Here is a 16,408-nt window from a genome sequence, read left to right as displayed (position 1 = left end):
AGAAAGCCTGCTTATTTCGGAAGCAAACCATCCATTCCAGGCGGCAATTGTCCGGGCATCGGCATGCGTCCGCCCTGTTTGCCTAATTTCTTCATCATGGTTGCCATTTGCTTTTGCATTTTCATCAACTTGTTGACATCCTGAACGCTGACGCCCGCCCCTGCTGCAATACGTTTTTTACGTGATGCATTCATTAGTTTCGGATTGGCGCGTTCTTTTGGTGTCATACTGTTAATGATGGCTTCCTGTCTTAGTAGAACCTTGTCATCAACCTTGGCGGCGGCCATTTGCTTTTGCATTTTGCCAAGACCAGGAAGCATGCCAAGAATACTGCCCATTCCGCCAATTTTTTTCATTTGCTGAAGCTGGGAACGAAGATCATCAAAATCAAATCTTCCCTTCTTCATCTTTTTGATCATTTTTTCGGCTTCTTCAGCCTCAATGGTTTCCGCGGCTTTTTCAACGAGTGAAACCACATCGCCCATCCCGAGAATACGTGATGCAACACGTTCCGGATGGAATTCTTCCATGTCTTCGATTTTTTCGCCGACACCGACAAGCTTGATCGGTTTTCCAGTAACCGCACGCATACTAAGCGCGGCACCACCACGACCATCACCGTCCATACGGGTTAGGATCACACCGGTTACACCAACCTGATCACCAAACTGTTCCGCCACATTCACTGCGTCCTGACCGGTTAAGGCATCAACAACAAGAAGCGTTTCATGTGGGTTTACGGCGTTACGTACCGCGACAACCTCTGCCATAAGGCTTTGGTCAACATGCAAACGACCCGCTGTATCAAGCATCACAACATCAAAACCCTGAAGTTTCGCAGCTGTCATGGCGCGATTCGCGATATCAACCGGCATTTGGCCCGGGATAATCGGAAGTGTCGCTACATCAATTTGTTTACCAAGTATTTCAAGCTGTTCCATCGCCGCTGGACGTTGAACGTCAAGGGACGCCATAAGAACTTTTTTCTTATTCTTATCTTTAAGGCGTTTGGCAATTTTCGCGGTCGATGTTGTTTTACCAGAACCCTGAAGACCAACCATCAGCATTGGAACAGGCGACGGCGCATTTAGATCAATCGTCTGCGCATCACCACCAAGCATTTCAACAAGTTGGTCATTAACAATTTTAACAACCATCTGGCCTGGGGTCACAGATTTCACAACCTCTTGACCAACTGCGGCTTCTTTAACCTTGGAAATAAAGTTTTTAACAACAGGTAAGGCAACATCCGCTTCAAGAAGTGCAAGACGCACTTCACGCATGGCTTCATCAACATGGGATTCACTTAATGAACCACGCTGTTTCAGCTTATCAAATATACCACCAAGTTTATCACTTAAACTATCGAACATATCGCTCTCTATTTTTAGTTGCCTTAAATTTGCCTAATGAATTTTTCATAACACAAACACACCAGTGGGCGAACCTTCGCTGACTGGTGGGTATCCTTGGACACATATTATGTACGATCCATTCGGGAACGAGCGGAAAATATGAGGATTCCCCGTAAGAGTCAAGTTATTGTTTACGGTGGCTTTAAAAAATGTAATATGATGTCATAAATTTTAGTTCTAATGATCATGGACAACAGACCAATGAACCTGAAAACCATTAAAATATTAATGATATCTGCTATTTCCTATCTTACAATTTCACCAGCGCTTGCTGGACCGGATGGCAGTCCATTTGAAGGCCTTTATTTAGGCCTGGTGACAACCAAAAACACATTCGAAACGACGGCTTCTTACCTTGAAAAACCGAACGATGATTTTCCAAGTAATTTTACCGGCATTACCAGCGGCACATCAAAAGACAGTTATGGTGCCGGAATGCTTGCGGGATACGGCCTAAATTATGGTCCACTTTATCTTGGTGCTGAGGCGGCTTTTATCATCGATAAAGGACATTCCATTTATTCGGATGGATCAAATACCATTAAAATCAATAAAAGTAATACATTCGATATCAATGGCCGTGTCGGCTTCACACTTGCCGATAAGGCACTAGTATTCGGTTTGATTGGTTATTCTGGTCTAAACCTGAAATCCAAAGGTGTTAATGAACAGCGCGCGGATCGTCTTGATTATAATACACGTGTGACAGCCTTCCAATATGGTGGTGGTGTTGAAGTTGCCATTATGGAAAACATCGCGTTACGTGCTGAATATACCCGTCAAAGCGTGAATGACGCCGTTTACCGCGACGGGTCAGACGAATTTACATTCAAACCAAAAACATCCCGCATCCTGGTAAGTGCAGTACTTCATATGTACTAAGAACAAAGTATCAGGGTATAGGGTATGGAAAAAATCGGGGCAAAGAACGTTTATATGCTGTTGGGCATGATGCTTTTTATCATCATGCTCATACTACCCGCGCCTGATGGCATGAGCATCAGCGCATGGCGCGTTGCCGCGGTTACTGTTCTTCTTGCCTGTTGGTGGTCAACAGAAGCATTACCCGTTCCGATTACATCACTGCTTCCCATTGTTTGTTTCCCTATGCTTGGAATATCGAGCATTGGTGCGGCGACCGCCCCTTATGCAGCACCGACGATTTTTCTGCTGATGGGTGGATTTATTATGGCAACGGCTTTGGCGCGTTGGAATCTTCATCGCCGTATCGCGCTTATGGTTCTGGTTCGGGTTGGTAATAACCCTACGGCCCTGATCGGTGGATTCATGGGTGTTACGTCGATGATTTCCATGTGGATCAGTAATACAGCCAGCACCATCATGATGTTGCCGATTGCCATTTCCCTTGCCAGCGAAGTTGTAAAAGAAAAAACAGAACAGACGTATGGCTTTACATTATGTCTTGTCCTTGGGGTTGCCTATGGTGCCAATATTGGCGGCTTTGGCACGCCGATTGGTACGCCGCCTAACCTGCTTGTGGTTGCCTTTATGAAAGAAACATACAATATTGATGTTAGTTTCCTTTCCTGGATGATGTTTGGTGTTCCGGCTATTCTGATTATGTTGCCTGTGGCGATTTTTGTTCTGACCAAATGGGCATATCCCTTTAAACTGGATGCCAATTCAGTAGCGCAGGATTTATTGCAAGAAGAACTGGATGAAATGGGTCCAATGACAACTCCGGAAAAACGCATGGCGCTGACATTTGCTTTTGTTGCCAGCTGCTGGATATTCAGAACACCTATTCAAAATGAATTGGGAATACTTCCATGGTTAAGTGACGCGCTTATTTCCGTTGGTGGCGCCATGATCATGTTCATGATTCCTGCGGGTGCAAAAGACCAAAAGCACGCGACACTATTAAACTGGAAAACGGCCGATACCATTCCGTGGGGTGTATTATTACTGTTTGGTGGTGGATTAAGCCTTGCTGCGGCCGTTAAATCAACTGGCCTTGCTGTTTGGATCGGCAATGAACTTGGTGCCATTGGTTCATTGGAACTGATCTTTATCGTTTTAATTCTTGTAGCGCTGGTCGTATTTTTAACCGAACTAACCAGTAATACGGCGACTGTGGCCACGTTGCTGCCTATTCTTGGGGCGCTTTCCGTTGCAACAGGCATTGACCCAATGATGTTGTTTGTACCCGTCGCAGTATCAGCAAGCTGTGCATTTATGTTACCCGTCGCGACCGCCCCCAATGCGGTTGTTTATTCCAGTGGCGAAGTCACCATACCGCAAATGGCCAATGCAGGGTTCCGCCTGAATTTATTCGCTATTTTCGCCATAACGGGTTCAAGTTATCTATTGGTTCCGGTTATTTTTGGCTGAAAACGCCGAATCCACTGGACATTTCATCAAACACGCCCATATAAGGCCATATGAGCGACAGGAAAACAGAGGTCGTCACCTTTGGGTGCAGGCTAAACACATATGAATCAGAAATTATTAAAAACAACGCCGCCCAGGCGGGGTTAAATAATGCTGTCATTTTCAATACCTGTGCCGTGACCGCAGAAGCCACCCGTCAGGCCAAACAATCCATCAGACGCATGCGCCGCGATAACCCGGATGCAGAAATCATTGTAACCGGCTGTGCCGCGCAGATCGATCCTGCGCAATTTGCCGGAATGGATGAGGTTGACCGCATCATCGGCAACGAGGAAAAACTGGACTCAAAAAGTTATCAGGATTTTGGTTTATCAAATTCTGAAAAGGTCGCGGTCAATGACATTATGTCGGTTAAGAAAACCGCCCCTCACTTAATCGATGGGTTTGAGGAACGATCCCGTGCTTTCGTTCAGGTACAAAATGGCTGCGACCATCGCTGCACATTTTGCATCATTCCTTATGGCCGTGGTAACAGCCGTTCTGTTCCGGCAGGCGAAGTAATAGATCAAATTAAACGATTGGTGGATAACGGTTACAAAGAAGTGATCATCACAGGCGTTGATATCACATCATATGGTCCTGACCTGCCTGGTAATGCAACACTTGGATCATTATGTGAAAAAGTTCTCACCAATGTGCCGGACCTTGAACGATTACGCCTTAGTTCCATTGATAGTATTGAAACGGACGAAGCGTTATTTGATATTATCACAAGCGACAAACGCATGATGCCGCATCTGCATTTATCATTACAGGCTGGCGATAATATGATCCTAAAACGCATGAAACGCCGCCACACCCGTGAGGATTCCATTGAATTTTGCAATCGTGTGCTCGCTGCCCGCCCTGACGTGGTTTTTGGCGCCGATATCATCGCGGGATTTCCCACGGAAACAGAAGAAATGTTTCAAAATTCACTAAAATTAGTGGAAGATTGCAATCTGACATATCTGCATGTGTTCCCCTATTCCGAACGCGAAGGCACGCCAGCAGCAAAAATGCCGCAGATGGACAAAAGCATCCGTAAAGAACGCGCCGGAAGATTAAGAGCGCTTGGCGAAGAAAAGGTTAGAAATCTTCTGTCCTCTCAAGTGGGTCAAGAAGTCAGTATTTTGGTGGAAAAACCACTTAAAAATCAAAATGCTGTCATTGGCCACACGGAACATTTTGCACCGGCAAAAATTATGGGCAATATCCCAACAGGCCATATTGCCAAAGCACGCGTGACGGGCTATCAAGATGGTATATTGATAACGGAAGTAATGGATGTCTGAAGAAGAAAAAAAATTAAGCTGGTTTGGTCGCCTTAAGCAGGGACTAAAGAAAAGCTCAAACGCCCTTACCGAAGGGATCACGGGGATTTTTACCAAAAAACGTCTTGATGCCTCGACATTAGAGGAATTAGAAGACCTGCTGATCATGTCTGATCTTGGTGTTTCGGTAAGCGCACGTGTCTGTGACCGCCTATCAAAAAACCGTTTTGATAAATCCATTTCCGCGGAAGAGGTTCAACAAGCCCTCGCCGAAGAAATTGGTGAAATTATGGAAAATGTCGCCAAACCACTGGTGATCAATTCAGAAAATAGCCCGCATGTTATTTTAATGGTCGGTGTCAATGGTGCCGGTAAAACCACCACCATCGGCAAGCTTGCGAAACAATTTAAAAATGACGGCAAATCAGTCATGCTTGCCGCCTGTGATACATTCCGTGCAGCGGCCGTTGAACAGCTTAAGGTCTGGGGCGACCGTAATGATGTTTCCGTGGTCAGCGGTAAAGAAGGGTGTGATGCAGCAGGACTTGCATATGACGCGCTTGAGCAAGCCAAAAATTCAAATACAGATATTCTGCTAATTGATACAGCAGGGCGATTACAAAATAAAAGCCATCTGATGGATGAGCTTAAAAAAATCGTCCGCGTCATTCATAAATTCGATGAAGATGCACCGCATGATACGGTTCTGATCCTTGATGCGACTACAGGTCAAAATGCGGTTCTTCAAACAGAAGTATTCATGGAAATGGCGGGTGTAAGCGGACTGATCATGACCAAGCTTGACGGCACCGCCCGTGGTGGTGTTCTTGTGGCATGTGCAGAAAAATTTAAATTACCAATCCATGCGATCGGCGTTGGCGAAAGTATTGACGACTTACAAGCATTTGATCCAAATGATTTTTCAAAAATGCTTGTGGGCGTGGAAATAAATTAAAGGGTATTAGATGAGCAATCTTCCAAACCAAGAACAAGATGTTAAACAACAGTTCATTAAGTTGCTAATTGAAATTGGACCAGTTTTCGTCTTTATCTGGGCCAACAAACATTATTCGGATGAGAACGGAATGGGCGGTGCCGTTCCTGCGATCAAAGTCTTTATGATAGCAATGGCAATATCTCTAATCGCATCAAAAATTTATTTAGGAAAAATATCCAGAATGCTTTTGGCATCAGGTGCATTAGTAGGATTCTTTGGTGCTTTGTCTATCTATTTTGATGATGAGTTTTTCATGAAAATTAAACCCACTGTTTTATATGGAATTTTTGCGACTGTACTTCTAGGGGGCGTATTGGGGAAAAAAGCATTTCTAAAAAACGTTTTTAAAATGGGCCTTCCTCCTATGAAAGACGAAGGTTGGCTTATATTAAGCCGAAACTGGGGAATATACTTTCTTATTTGCGCAATATTAAATGAAATAATTTGGCGCAATTTCTCTTTTGCGGATTGGTTATGGGCTAAGTTGTGGTTGTTTATACCTCTGAGTTTTGTATTCGCATTTACGCAAGTGCCTGTTATGATGAAGCATCAAATCGAAGAAGAAAATGTGGACGATTAAACCAGAATATTAATGATCTGACCCAGTTTTTGAAATTCCGGCTGGCCTGGTGCACGGCCTGTTGAACCAAGGCTTTCACGGAAATTGATATTAATCGGGCTTTCCGTTTCATCGGAGGCATCCGTACTTGTAATTTCCGTTGGTTCATATTCAGCGCTTAATGCAGCCAGATTACGCTGTTTAAGTTCTGTTTGTGCTTTTTGTAAAGCATTTCTATTTTGTTGAATGAGTTCCTGACGTTCTTGCTTACGCGCAGCAATACGAGCATCACGGGAATTTTCCTCGTTCAGCTTCTTTTCTTGCTGGTTTTCGCGGTTCACCTGTTGCTGCTGTTTGGCAGCATCAATTAACGATGATAACGATACGAGCGATTGTTGCTCTGGTCCTACTTTCATAAATCATTCCAACACAAAAATCATCATCAGCCCACCAAAAATACTTGATAGCCGATATCATTCTGACTTTCTGCCTTATCGGGAATGCCACTTTTCTGCGGCGATAGAATCGGATTCTACTCTAATATGGTTAATTTTTCCACTTCTTTCTGAAGTGCTGCCTTTTGACCGTCTGGTGCATTATCCACAGCCGATTGCATAGCGGCAATCGCCTGTTCACGTTCACCCAGTACCATATAAGCACGGGATAGTCTGATCCACCCTTCAATGTTGGTTGGATTTTCTGCTTGCTTATCCGCAAGCTGCATAACCATTTGACGAATAAGTTCTGCCTGTTCATCTTCGGACATATTCTGGATGGTTTCGGCTTGTTCCGCTGTAATCGATGGTGCACGTGTTTGCGGTAGTGGTTCTGCAAGTCCTAGTGATACTTCCGCACGGTTAATCCATACATTGATAAGCGGCATTAACGGATCATCATCTGCAAGACCGATTTGAACGCTTTTCCATTTATCAAGGGCGACATCAACATCACCATTTTGGAAATCCGCCAACGCCAGATAATATTTTGGTCCTGCATGATCAGGGGCTTTCTTGGCGGCTTCGTTTAAAATAATAAGTGCCGCCGGTGTCACCCGTTCATTTGCCGCCATAATAAGACTTTCCGCATACATAAGCTGATAATCAAATGTATCGGGGGCTAGCAAGTGCGCGTTATAGAGTGCCTCCGCTGCATTTTGGAAATTGCCCTTGCTCATTTCCAAATTGGCGAGATAAGCCCAGCCCTGAACCTCATCTGGGTTGGTGGCAAGTCGGGCCGTTACGCGGTCAATCATAGCATCTGTTTCCGCCAGTGCAGCTAACCTTTCCGGTGAGCTTTGTGCGGCCTTGTGATCCTCAATCGGGAAATCAGGCATACCCGGTGTACCGATGACGGCATAAAAGGCGGCCGAAAATAAAATGATCGTCACCAATGAAATCATGACCGGCATATTTGGTGCATCAAATGATGTGACCGATCCCGTTTCCGCGACCTTTAAAATACGGCGTTCAATTTCTGTTTTGGTTCTTGCGGCTTCTTCATCATCCAAAAGGCCGCTCGCATGATCATTTGCAAGCTCTTTTAACTGTGCTTTATAGACACTGATGTCCGGTGCTTCGATAAGTTTTACGTCTTTTGCCCTGTAATAAGGAACCAAAAGAAATAAAATGGCGATAAGGCTAAGAACAACAAGAGCAACGATATACATTATTCCTTACCCCCATCATTTAAAAGCGCATCTAACCTTGCTTTTTCATCATCGGAAAGTGGCGCCACCGCCGCAAGTTTCCTGGATTTCATATTTCGGTAAACCAAAAAGAAACCAATCAGCACCAGTAACGCTGGTGATAACCATAAGATCACCGTCGCACCGTCAAAGGGTGGTTTCAATAATACCCAGTCACCATACCGGTCGGTCATATATTTAAGCACTGTTGCTTCATCTTCGCCAAGCGCCACGCGCTCACGCACAATAATTCTGATATCCTTGGCAAGACCTGCGTCACTATCCACAACAGACTGGTTTTGACAGACCAGACATCTTAATTGTTTCATAATTTCTTGGGCGCGGGCCTCATCAGCCGGATTTGCAAGACGTTTTTCATCAACACCAACAGCCAATACCGTTAATGACATCATGATCCAAAGTATGAGGCTTGCAAACATTCTCATTGTGAAAGACTTTCCAAGATTGGCATAAACTCATCTTCAAACTGCATTTCCATAATCGGGCCCGCATGTTTATAACGAATGACGCCATCTTTAATCACGAATGTTTCCGGAAAGCCGTATACGCCCCATTCAATCGCCGTACGGCCATCATTGTCCGCGGCCGTCTTGAAAAATGGATTGCCTTGCTCTTCTAAAAAACGGTTGGTGGCATGTGGCTTGTCTTTATACGCTACCCCGTAAATTTTATAACCGCGTTTTTCAAGTTCCATCAAAAAGGGATGTTCCACATAACAAGGCGCACACCATGATGCGAAGAAATTAAGCAGCACAACCCCCTCTTCGGCGGCAATATCCGCTTTGGTAAAACCAATTTCCTCACCCCCCACAACAGGAAGCGATAATTCCGGCATTGGTTCATCGATGAACACAGAAGGAAGCTTGCTTGGGTTAAGGCCAAGACCAATATAAAGCGCAATTGAAATCACACAAAAAACCGCAAAAGGGATAAATGTTTTTTTCATTTATTTCTTTCCTCCTACTGTGCCGGTTCTGAAACGACGATCAGATAATGAAATAAATCCGCCCAGCACCATAATCGCCGCACCGGCCCAAAGCCAGATTTGCATCGGCTTATAATATAATCTTACCGCCCAGCGATCATATGTGTCACTGTTTGCTTCGCCGATCACAACAAAAAGATCACCCATAAATGTGCTTAAAATGGCCGCTTCCGTGGTTGGCATTGGCGGTGTCATATAAACACGCGCTTCCGGTTTAAGGGTTGTTATTTCACCGCCATTCGTAACATCAAATGTGGCGCGAACAGCCGTATAATTAGGTCCGATAACACCATCTGTGTCTTTTAGGGTGACCTCATACCCGCCAATGCTTGCTTTATCACCATAGGACATAATGCCTTGATATTCTTTATCCCAATATGACGTAGACGCCATACCAAGCACCGCAATCGCAAGACCCAAATGACCGAGGGTCATACCAAGGGACGCCCGCGGTTGGCGTTTAATTCTTTTTAATGCACCACTCTTAAACAATTTTACACGCCCCGCCCATTCAAGAAGGGTCGTGAGCAACAACCAAATCCCAAGCCCAAGCCATACGGCAGCCATGATGGTGCCACCGCCCGCAATATAATAAATCGCGATCATGGCAATCAGGCTCGCCATAAAAACGAACTTAAGACGGTCCACAAGCCCTTTAAGGTCAGCCCGTTTCCAATTTGATAGCGGACCAAGTGCCATCACAAAAATAAGCGGGATCATAAGAGAGCCAAACGCCATGTTAAAAAATGGTGGCCCCACAGTAATTTTTTCACCCGTTAATGCATCACGCAGAAGCGGATAAAGCGTTCCAAAAAGAACAACGAGCGCCGCCACAGACAGAAGCAAATTATTCACCACCAGCATGCTTTCACGGCTAATCGGTGCGAATAGTCCGCCCGGTTGCAATTTGTCGGCCTTAAGCGCGAATAAAAACAAACTGCCGCCAATTACAAGGAATAGAAATGCCAAAATAAACACACCGCGTTCCGGGTCAGTGGCGAATGCATGCACGGACGTTAAAACGCCACTACGGACAATAAAGGTGCCAAGAAGGCTGAATGAAAAGGCAATAATCGCAAGCAAGATTGTCCATGCTTTTAACGTGTCACGCTTTTCAACAACAATCGCCGAATGAAGAAGACCGGTTGCCACAAGCCACGGCATAAAGGATGCATTTTCAACCGGATCCCAGAACCACCAGCCACCCCAGCCAAGCTCATAATAAGCCCACCAAGAACCAAGCGTTATACCCGCCGTTAAAAAACACCACGCAAGCAGTGTCCACGGACGCACCCATCTGGCCCATGCCGCATCAACACGCCCTTCAAGAAGCGCCCCAACCGCAAATGAAAATGTTACCGATAACCCCACATATCCCAGATATAAAAGCGGCGGATGAAACGCGAGGCCCGGGTCTTGCAAAAGCGGATTTAAACCGTTTCCTTCTTCCGGGAACGGGAAAATACGTTCAAACGGGTTTGATGTTAATAATAGAAATAAATAAAACCCAAGCGTTATAATGGCTTGAATGCTAAGCACTTTAACATGGAAACTTTTTGGCAAATTCCGTCCAAAGAAAGCAACCAACGCACCAAAGAGCGCCAGATTTAAGGCCCAGAATAAAATTGACCCTTCATGGCTGCCCCATGTGGCCGAAATTTTATAAAGCATTGGTTTTAATGTATGGGAATTTGCCGCCACATTGGCCACTGAAAAATCCGACACAATAAAAGCATACATCAATGCAGCAAATGAAAGTGCAACGAAGAAAAACTGACCATATGCCGCTGGCCCGGCCAGTGCCATTAAGCGACCATCATTATTATATGATCCATATAACGGGAATACCCCCTGAATAACAGAAAGGGAACACGCAATTATCAGGGCAAAATGGCCAATTTCGGCGATCATACTTCCTCATCTTCTGCGTGGCGGAATACACCCCGCTTTTTAAGACTATCTACAACTTCTTTCGGCATATAATTTTCATCATGCTTAGCGAGCACCTCTGTGGCCTTAAATGGCCCTTGATTGCTAACCTCACCTTCAACGACGACGCCTTGCCCTTCGCGGAACAGATCCGGTAATGACCCCTTATAAACAACACTGACTGTTTCAGCACCATCTGTAATATCAAAATGGTACGTCAAGCCATCCGCATCCTTAATAAAGCTATCTTCTGCGACAAGACCGCCAAGTCTTACGCGCTGTCCATCATCAAGGTTTCTTTCTTTAAGTTCCGTTGGGTCAAGAAACAAACTGATACTATCCTGTAATGCCGTTAGCACAAGACCAACCGCGAGAACAAGAATTGTCATGCTGGTAAGCACCAGATACATTCTTTTCTTTTTGCGTTTTTGTGCCCGTGTATTTACCGGTCCTGACATTTTCTTAATCCTGTTTGTTTAATTCTTCAAACCTGCGGTTCAGGCGATCAAGCTCTTTTTCATCGCGTCTTTTTGATATCCAGCTTTGAACACCAAGCACAAGCAACAAAACCACAACGGCACCATAGCTTGGCCAGACAAAAATACTATATTCACCCATCTTGTGCGCCCCTTTCAGCAATACGCATTTGTAAACCGCGAACCTGTTTTCTGATAATCAAACTTTGAATACGCCAAAGCACCACAGTTAAAAAATAAATATTAAATGCAAAAATACAAATAAGCAGTGGTGCAAGCATATCCGGATGCACACTGCTTCCACCAGACCGCATTAAGCTTGCTGGTTGATGAAGCGTGTTCCACCAATCAACGGAAAATTTGATAATCGGTAAGTTCACGGCACCGACAAGTGCCACAATCGCCGCAACACGTGCCGCTTTTGCGCTATCCTCGATCGCTTCCCAAACGGCCATATAACCAAAATATAAAAACAGAAGTACAAGTTCCGATGTCAGACGCGCATCCCAAATCCAATATGTCCCCCACATTGGTTTACCCCACAGGCTTCCGGTGAAAAGCGCGAGCGCGGTAAAAACGGCGCCAATGGGTGCAGCCGCACGGGCCGATTGATCCGCAAGCGGGTGTTTCCAGATAATACCCACAACGCTTGCAACCGCCATAAACCCATAACCGAACATGGACATATAAGCGGACGGTACATGGATGAAAATAATCCGGTACGCACTGCCCATCTGGTAATCTTCGGGCGCAATAAAAAGACCCCAATATAAACCAACAGCAAGTGAAATCACCGTGATGACGAGACACCATGGCGTTATCATTTTGCTGATCCGTAAGAAACGGGCTGGATTCGCGAACTTATGCATAGGTTTGATCTATCCTTTTCGTGTGATATAATCAAGAAATAGTGAAAAAAAACACGAATTTGCCATATTTAGACCTTCTTATTTCTTTAACTTTGATTATATATATATTCACATAGAATGAATTGAGTATGAATCAGGTATTATGAGCTTGCACACATTTAAAAGACCGTTGAAGCTTTTAATCGGTTGGGTGATGCTAATTGTTGGCATTATCACCGCACCGATCCCTATACCTATTGGCCAAATCATTGCGCTTATCGGCCTAAGTATTCTTGTTTCTGAAAGCCATTGGGTTAAAACCAAAATGCAGAAAATCCGTCGCCGTCTTCCTGTTATCGGAAGACAGCTTAAGAAAATGCATCCTTATATGCCGCGGTTCCTTAAAAAAGTAATTGATGACACGGACCCTACGCATCTTGCGGAATAATTGATTTTCTATACTGACGGATAGAGGGAGAAAGAAAATTTACCAGCCAAAAATTTTTAAAGAAACCCGGCTTGACGTTATCCATGAATTAATCCGGGAACATTCATTTGCGACTTTAGTGACCCAAATTAATGGCGAGCTTTGCGCGGACCATCTGCCCTTTATTTTAAATGATGATAATACCAAGTTGCTCGCACATATTTCAAAAGCAAACCCACTTTGGAAAAAGTTTAAAAATGCAGATGACGTAATGGTGATTTTTCAAGGACCGCATCATTACATCAGCCCCAATTGGTACCCATCAAAACAGGAACACCATAAAGAAGTGCCCACATGGAATTATGCCGTCGTTCAGGTGCAGGGTTCAATGGAACTAAATGATGATCCGGAATGGCTGCTTTCTTTCTTAAATAACCTGACAGACAAACATGAAAATGATCAGGAAATTCCATGGAAAGTCAGTGACGCACCAGATGATTATATTGCGCAACAATTAAAGGCAATCGCTGGCATTGAGGTCACCATCAACACGATTGATGCAAAATGGAAAATGGGTCAGAACAAGCCTGCAAAAGATATCAAGGGCGCGGTTAGCGGCCTATCCGAAATTGATACCAATAATGCAGCCGGTGTTGCCGAACTGATGAATAAGCACACCGATTAAAAATTATCCCTCATTTTTACTGGCGTAATATTGCTTAAGACTTTCACCGCTTGTTAGTTCAAAATCACCCTTTTTAGAACTCAGCTTTACTTTAATCACTGGCTTTTCACCGTATTCAACTGTTGCTGGCACACCAAGCGCTTTATAAATTTTTGCAAGCTCTTCATTTTTTGGATGCTGAACAATAATTTCTTTAAGCTCTATACCCTTTGGTGATGTAGTGCCGGGATGGGTTGATGTACCCCAATTCATCACAAACGGAATAAATTGACCAAATTCATGACCGTAAAATTCCATTTCTGACCATGTTATCACTTCACCCGATGGAATGGTACGTGATCCTTCGTATGGGCCGCCCACTTTTAAACCAAGCTCTTCACCATTTTTTTTGGCCGCGTCGATATCATTTGTCGAATAAGCGAACATATCAACTTCTGAATTTTCAAATTGACTAATCACAGAAGCAAAGGCCGTTTTCGGATTTTCCGTTGGGTTAAATGGCATTTGTGCTGGATCAGGGGCCAAAATTTCCAGATATGTCTGATTACCCGCTGAAAGAAGCGCATTTCTGGTACCGCGTTCTTTTTGTATGGCGCCGTCTGCTGCCTTTATACCGCTTTTATTCTGTAAGAATTCAATGGCCTCGTCATAATCACTTACGGCAAAAATAATATGATCAATTTTATTTTCGTTCGCCATTGCCGATGCACAAAACAACAAACTTAAAACGAACTGAACCGTAAATGATTTAAACATGAGAAATTCTTCCTAAGAATAAGGGATTACATTAATTAGATATTGATAGGGTTTTGCTGTTCGTAATGCAAATCCAATAAATTGATCTATCACTTCAGAAATTTTTATTTTGTAAATTTAATCAAGCGCGAGCCGGATGGCAGCCGCAGCAGCCCACGGCGTAATAGCAAGACTGAATAATGTGGCCGCGCCCAGTATCATCAAAGTGGCGTTTCCGCCAGACCCGATGGTTAAGGCATCCACCGCCATTACGCCGAAAATGAGAATGGGAACATAAAGCGGCAATATCAAAAGGGATAAAAGCACACCGCCCCTTTTTAAGGAAACCGTAAGCGATGCCCCAATCGTCCCAATCAGCGATAGCGCAGGCGTTCCAACAAGCATGGTAAAAATAAGCGGCAAATACGCATTATCCGGCATGTTCATTAATATACCCAGAAGCGGTGTGATTAATATAAGCGGTAAACTGGTTGTGACCCAATGGGCAAGCGCTTTGGCGATCACGATCCATTCCATAGAAATCGGGGATAACGCATATTGATCCAAAGTGCCGTCTTCGTAATCCGCCAGAAAAATACGGTCTAGTGATAGTAAACAAGAAAGTAATGCCGCCACCCAAATCACACCCACGGAAATACGGCTCAGCATATTCAGTTCCGGCCCAACACCAAGCGGGAATAGTGTCACCACAATGATAAAGAAAGCAACCACCATGCTGCTGGTGCTGCCGCCAGACCAGCTTACTTTAATATCGCGCAGGGCTATCGCTTTAAATAATCTAATCATTACCACATCCCCTCATGATGGGAATAGGGAACCGCAAAATCAGCGAGATTTAAGGTATGGATCAGATCATCACTTAATCCCAAATCAACATGGGTTGCGCATAATATAATGCCGTCATCGCTCAAATGATTTTCCATCACTTTAGCCAGCAAATTTAACCCTTCTGTATCCAGCCCCACTGTCGGTTCATCAAATAACCAGATTTTGCCAGGATGGCATATGCTTCTGGCAAGGGCCGTTCTACGTGTTTGTCCGGATGATAAATATCTTACGGGTGTTTCAGATAAATACCCGATGCCAAGCGCTTTAATGGCTGGTTCAATTTTACCCTGCGTTCCCCAAAGATCCGCCCAAAATTCAATATTGTCATAAACACTAAATTCACGTTTTAAGGCGTTCTTATGGCCCAGATAACAAAGATTATGTGATAACCAGTCATGATCAGACAAAATGGACGCATCGCCCGATTTAATATCACCGGTGTCCGGCTCTATTAATCCTGATAATGTTTTAAGAAGGGTTGATTTACCGGCCCCGTTTGGGCCAACAAGCTTTAAAAGCTTTCCAGCAGGTGCCTGAAAGGTCAGATTTTCAAAAACCTTTCTATCACTGCGGCTTACCGTCAGATTTTCTGCTGAAAAATATGCTTCTTGTTTCACTTTTCCCTGCCCTGAAGTTGCAGATTTATTCTTCAAGAAGCTATAGCAGTATATTTAGGGCATGAGAACCCCAAGAATAGAGTGTGGTTCTTTAATGAATAATTATTGATACAGTTTTCTTGATACTTCCCCTGCCCAGATAAGAAGTCCACTGGCCAATGAGAAAAGCGCCGCACCGATTAAGATCGTCATAAATTGACCGCTTTCAATAATGTTGCCTGAACCGGATGCAAACACCATAAATGTCGCAACCATTAAACTGACCAGTGCCAATTTACCATTAAAAAAGGGAACCATAATTTCACGAACAGATTTCTTTCTTTTTAAGATCATTTCCATACTCCTTGTTTTCATGATGTTGAATATGAATGACCCCTATGGTGATTCTTAGACGTCTTTAAGGTCATTTTCGGGCAAATATGGGCCAGATCGCCACAATTTACCTGTAAAGGGGTAATTTAAGACTGTTTTTCCTTGAAAAATTACGCATTTTCCTTCAAAAGGGCCGTGAGAAAT

At 44.1% G+C, this 16,408-nt stretch carries 20 protein-coding genes; 7 read left to right on the top strand and 13 right to left on the bottom strand.

Annotation, left to right across the window (positions count from 1 at the left end):
- Positions 1 to 11 precede the first annotated feature (11 nt).
- On the bottom strand, positions 12 to 1,373 hold the full coding sequence (ffh, locus tag KW060_RS00320) for a signal recognition particle protein (RefSeq protein WP_249036482.1): 1,362 nt from the start codon (positions 1,371 to 1,373) through the stop codon (positions 12 to 14).
- A 243-nt stretch (positions 1,374 to 1,616) separates the two neighbouring features.
- On the opposite strand from ffh, the gene KW060_RS00315 reads away from it, so the two are divergent.
- Genes KW060_RS00315 through KW060_RS00295 form a run of 5 tightly spaced genes read left to right on the top strand, consistent with a single transcriptional unit; the run spans position 1,617 to position 6,657 of the window.
- Positions 1,617 to 2,297 (top strand): outer membrane protein, encoded by a 681-nt coding sequence (locus KW060_RS00315; protein WP_249036481.1) that lies wholly within the window; start codon positions 1,617 to 1,619, stop codon positions 2,295 to 2,297.
- Positions 2,298 to 2,321: 24 nt separating this feature from the next.
- The gene (locus KW060_RS00310) at positions 2,322 to 3,767 is read left to right on the top strand and encodes an SLC13 family permease (protein WP_249036480.1); all 1,446 of its coding nucleotides are present in this window, start codon (positions 2,322 to 2,324) and stop codon (positions 3,765 to 3,767) included.
- Positions 3,768 to 3,817: 50 nt separating this feature from the next.
- Entirely contained in the window at positions 3,818 to 5,101 is a 1,284-nt protein-coding gene (mtaB, locus tag KW060_RS00305; RefSeq protein ID WP_249036479.1) for a tRNA (N(6)-L-threonylcarbamoyladenosine(37)-C(2))-methylthiotransferase MtaB, read from the top strand.
- Positions 5,094 to 6,035 carry a signal recognition particle-docking protein FtsY gene (gene ftsY, locus KW060_RS00300; RefSeq protein WP_249036478.1) on the top strand — a complete coding sequence of 314 codons (942 nt, stop codon included), beginning with the start codon at positions 5,094 to 5,096 and terminating at the stop codon, positions 6,033 to 6,035. The genes mtaB and ftsY overlap by 8 nt, the downstream gene beginning before the upstream one ends.
- A 10-nt stretch (positions 6,036 to 6,045) precedes the next feature.
- Positions 6,046 to 6,657 carry an inner membrane-spanning protein YciB gene (locus KW060_RS00295; RefSeq protein WP_249036477.1) on the top strand — a complete coding sequence of 204 codons (612 nt, stop codon included), beginning with the start codon at positions 6,046 to 6,048 and terminating at the stop codon, positions 6,655 to 6,657.
- On the opposite strand, the gene KW060_RS00290 is transcribed toward KW060_RS00295, so the two are convergent.
- From KW060_RS00290 to KW060_RS00255, 8 genes are all read right to left on the bottom strand, one after another.
- Positions 6,654 to 7,052, bottom strand: coding sequence for a hypothetical protein (locus tag KW060_RS00290; RefSeq protein ID WP_249036476.1), 399 nt, complete (start codon positions 7,050 to 7,052; stop codon positions 6,654 to 6,656). The genes KW060_RS00295 and KW060_RS00290 overlap by 4 nt on opposite strands.
- A gap of 116 nt (positions 7,053 to 7,168) precedes the next feature.
- Positions 7,169 to 8,302 (bottom strand): c-type cytochrome biogenesis protein CcmI, encoded by a 1,134-nt coding sequence (gene ccmI, locus KW060_RS00285; RefSeq protein ID WP_249036475.1) that lies wholly within the window; start codon positions 8,300 to 8,302, stop codon positions 7,169 to 7,171.
- A complete protein-coding gene (locus tag KW060_RS00280) occupies positions 8,302 to 8,766 on the bottom strand; it encodes a cytochrome c-type biogenesis protein (RefSeq protein WP_249036474.1) in 465 nt (154 codons plus the stop codon). Before KW060_RS00280 ends, ccmI begins: the two co-directional genes overlap by 1 nt.
- Positions 8,763 to 9,287 (bottom strand): DsbE family thiol:disulfide interchange protein, encoded by a 525-nt coding sequence (locus tag KW060_RS00275; protein WP_249036473.1) that lies wholly within the window; start codon positions 9,285 to 9,287, stop codon positions 8,763 to 8,765. The genes KW060_RS00280 and KW060_RS00275 overlap by 4 nt, the downstream gene beginning before the upstream one ends.
- The gene (locus tag KW060_RS00270) at positions 9,288 to 11,237 is read right to left on the bottom strand and encodes a heme lyase CcmF/NrfE family subunit (protein ID WP_249036472.1); all 1,950 of its coding nucleotides are present in this window, start codon (positions 11,235 to 11,237) and stop codon (positions 9,288 to 9,290) included.
- Positions 11,234 to 11,713, bottom strand: a complete 480-nt coding sequence (ccmE, locus tag KW060_RS00265) for a cytochrome c maturation protein CcmE (protein WP_249036471.1) — start codon at positions 11,711 to 11,713, stop codon at positions 11,234 to 11,236. Before ccmE ends, KW060_RS00270 begins: the two co-directional genes overlap by 4 nt.
- Positions 11,714 to 11,717: 4 nt before the next feature.
- Positions 11,718 to 11,873 (bottom strand): heme exporter protein CcmD, encoded by a 156-nt coding sequence (gene ccmD, locus KW060_RS00260; protein WP_249036470.1) that lies wholly within the window; start codon positions 11,871 to 11,873, stop codon positions 11,718 to 11,720.
- Positions 11,866 to 12,600 carry a heme ABC transporter permease gene (locus KW060_RS00255; RefSeq protein WP_249036469.1) on the bottom strand — a complete coding sequence of 245 codons (735 nt, stop codon included), beginning with the start codon at positions 12,598 to 12,600 and terminating at the stop codon, positions 11,866 to 11,868. The genes ccmD and KW060_RS00255 overlap by 8 nt, the downstream gene beginning before the upstream one ends.
- 142 nt (positions 12,601 to 12,742) lie before the next feature.
- Between KW060_RS00255 and KW060_RS00250 the strand changes: the two genes are divergently transcribed.
- Positions 12,743 to 13,027, top strand: coding sequence for a PGPGW domain-containing protein (locus KW060_RS00250; protein WP_249036468.1), 285 nt, complete (start codon positions 12,743 to 12,745; stop codon positions 13,025 to 13,027).
- Positions 13,028 to 13,037: 10 nt separating this feature from the next.
- A complete protein-coding gene (locus KW060_RS00245) occupies positions 13,038 to 13,691 on the top strand; it encodes an FMN-binding negative transcriptional regulator (RefSeq protein WP_338050569.1) in 654 nt (217 codons plus the stop codon).
- Positions 13,692 to 13,694: 3 nt separating this feature from the next.
- On the opposite strand, the gene KW060_RS00240 is transcribed toward KW060_RS00245, so the two are convergent.
- The 4 genes from KW060_RS00240 to KW060_RS00225 all read right to left on the bottom strand — a co-directional run bounded on the left by KW060_RS00240 (position 13,695) and on the right by KW060_RS00225 (position 16,225).
- Entirely contained in the window at positions 13,695 to 14,447 is a 753-nt protein-coding gene (locus KW060_RS00240) for a VOC family protein (protein ID WP_249036467.1), read from the bottom strand.
- 117 nt (positions 14,448 to 14,564) lie between these two features.
- Positions 14,565 to 15,233, bottom strand: a complete 669-nt coding sequence (gene ccmB / locus KW060_RS00235) for a heme exporter protein CcmB (RefSeq protein ID WP_249036466.1) — start codon at positions 15,231 to 15,233, stop codon at positions 14,565 to 14,567.
- Positions 15,233 to 15,892 (bottom strand): heme ABC exporter ATP-binding protein CcmA, encoded by a 660-nt coding sequence (gene ccmA, locus KW060_RS00230; RefSeq protein ID WP_249036465.1) that lies wholly within the window; start codon positions 15,890 to 15,892, stop codon positions 15,233 to 15,235. The genes ccmB and ccmA overlap by 1 nt, the downstream gene beginning before the upstream one ends.
- 102 nt (positions 15,893 to 15,994) lie before the next feature.
- The gene (locus KW060_RS00225; RefSeq protein WP_249036464.1) at positions 15,995 to 16,225 is read right to left on the bottom strand and encodes a hypothetical protein; all 231 of its coding nucleotides are present in this window, start codon (positions 16,223 to 16,225) and stop codon (positions 15,995 to 15,997) included.
- Positions 16,226 to 16,408: the final 183 nt, after the last annotated feature.

This window comes from Pseudemcibacter aquimaris (genome assembly GCF_028869115.1).
GTDB lineage: Bacteria > Pseudomonadota > Alphaproteobacteria > Sphingomonadales > Emcibacteraceae > Pseudemcibacter > Pseudemcibacter aquimaris.
Note: the sequence above shows the minus strand (reverse complement) of the source record. Positions and strands in the feature narration are given on the sequence as shown.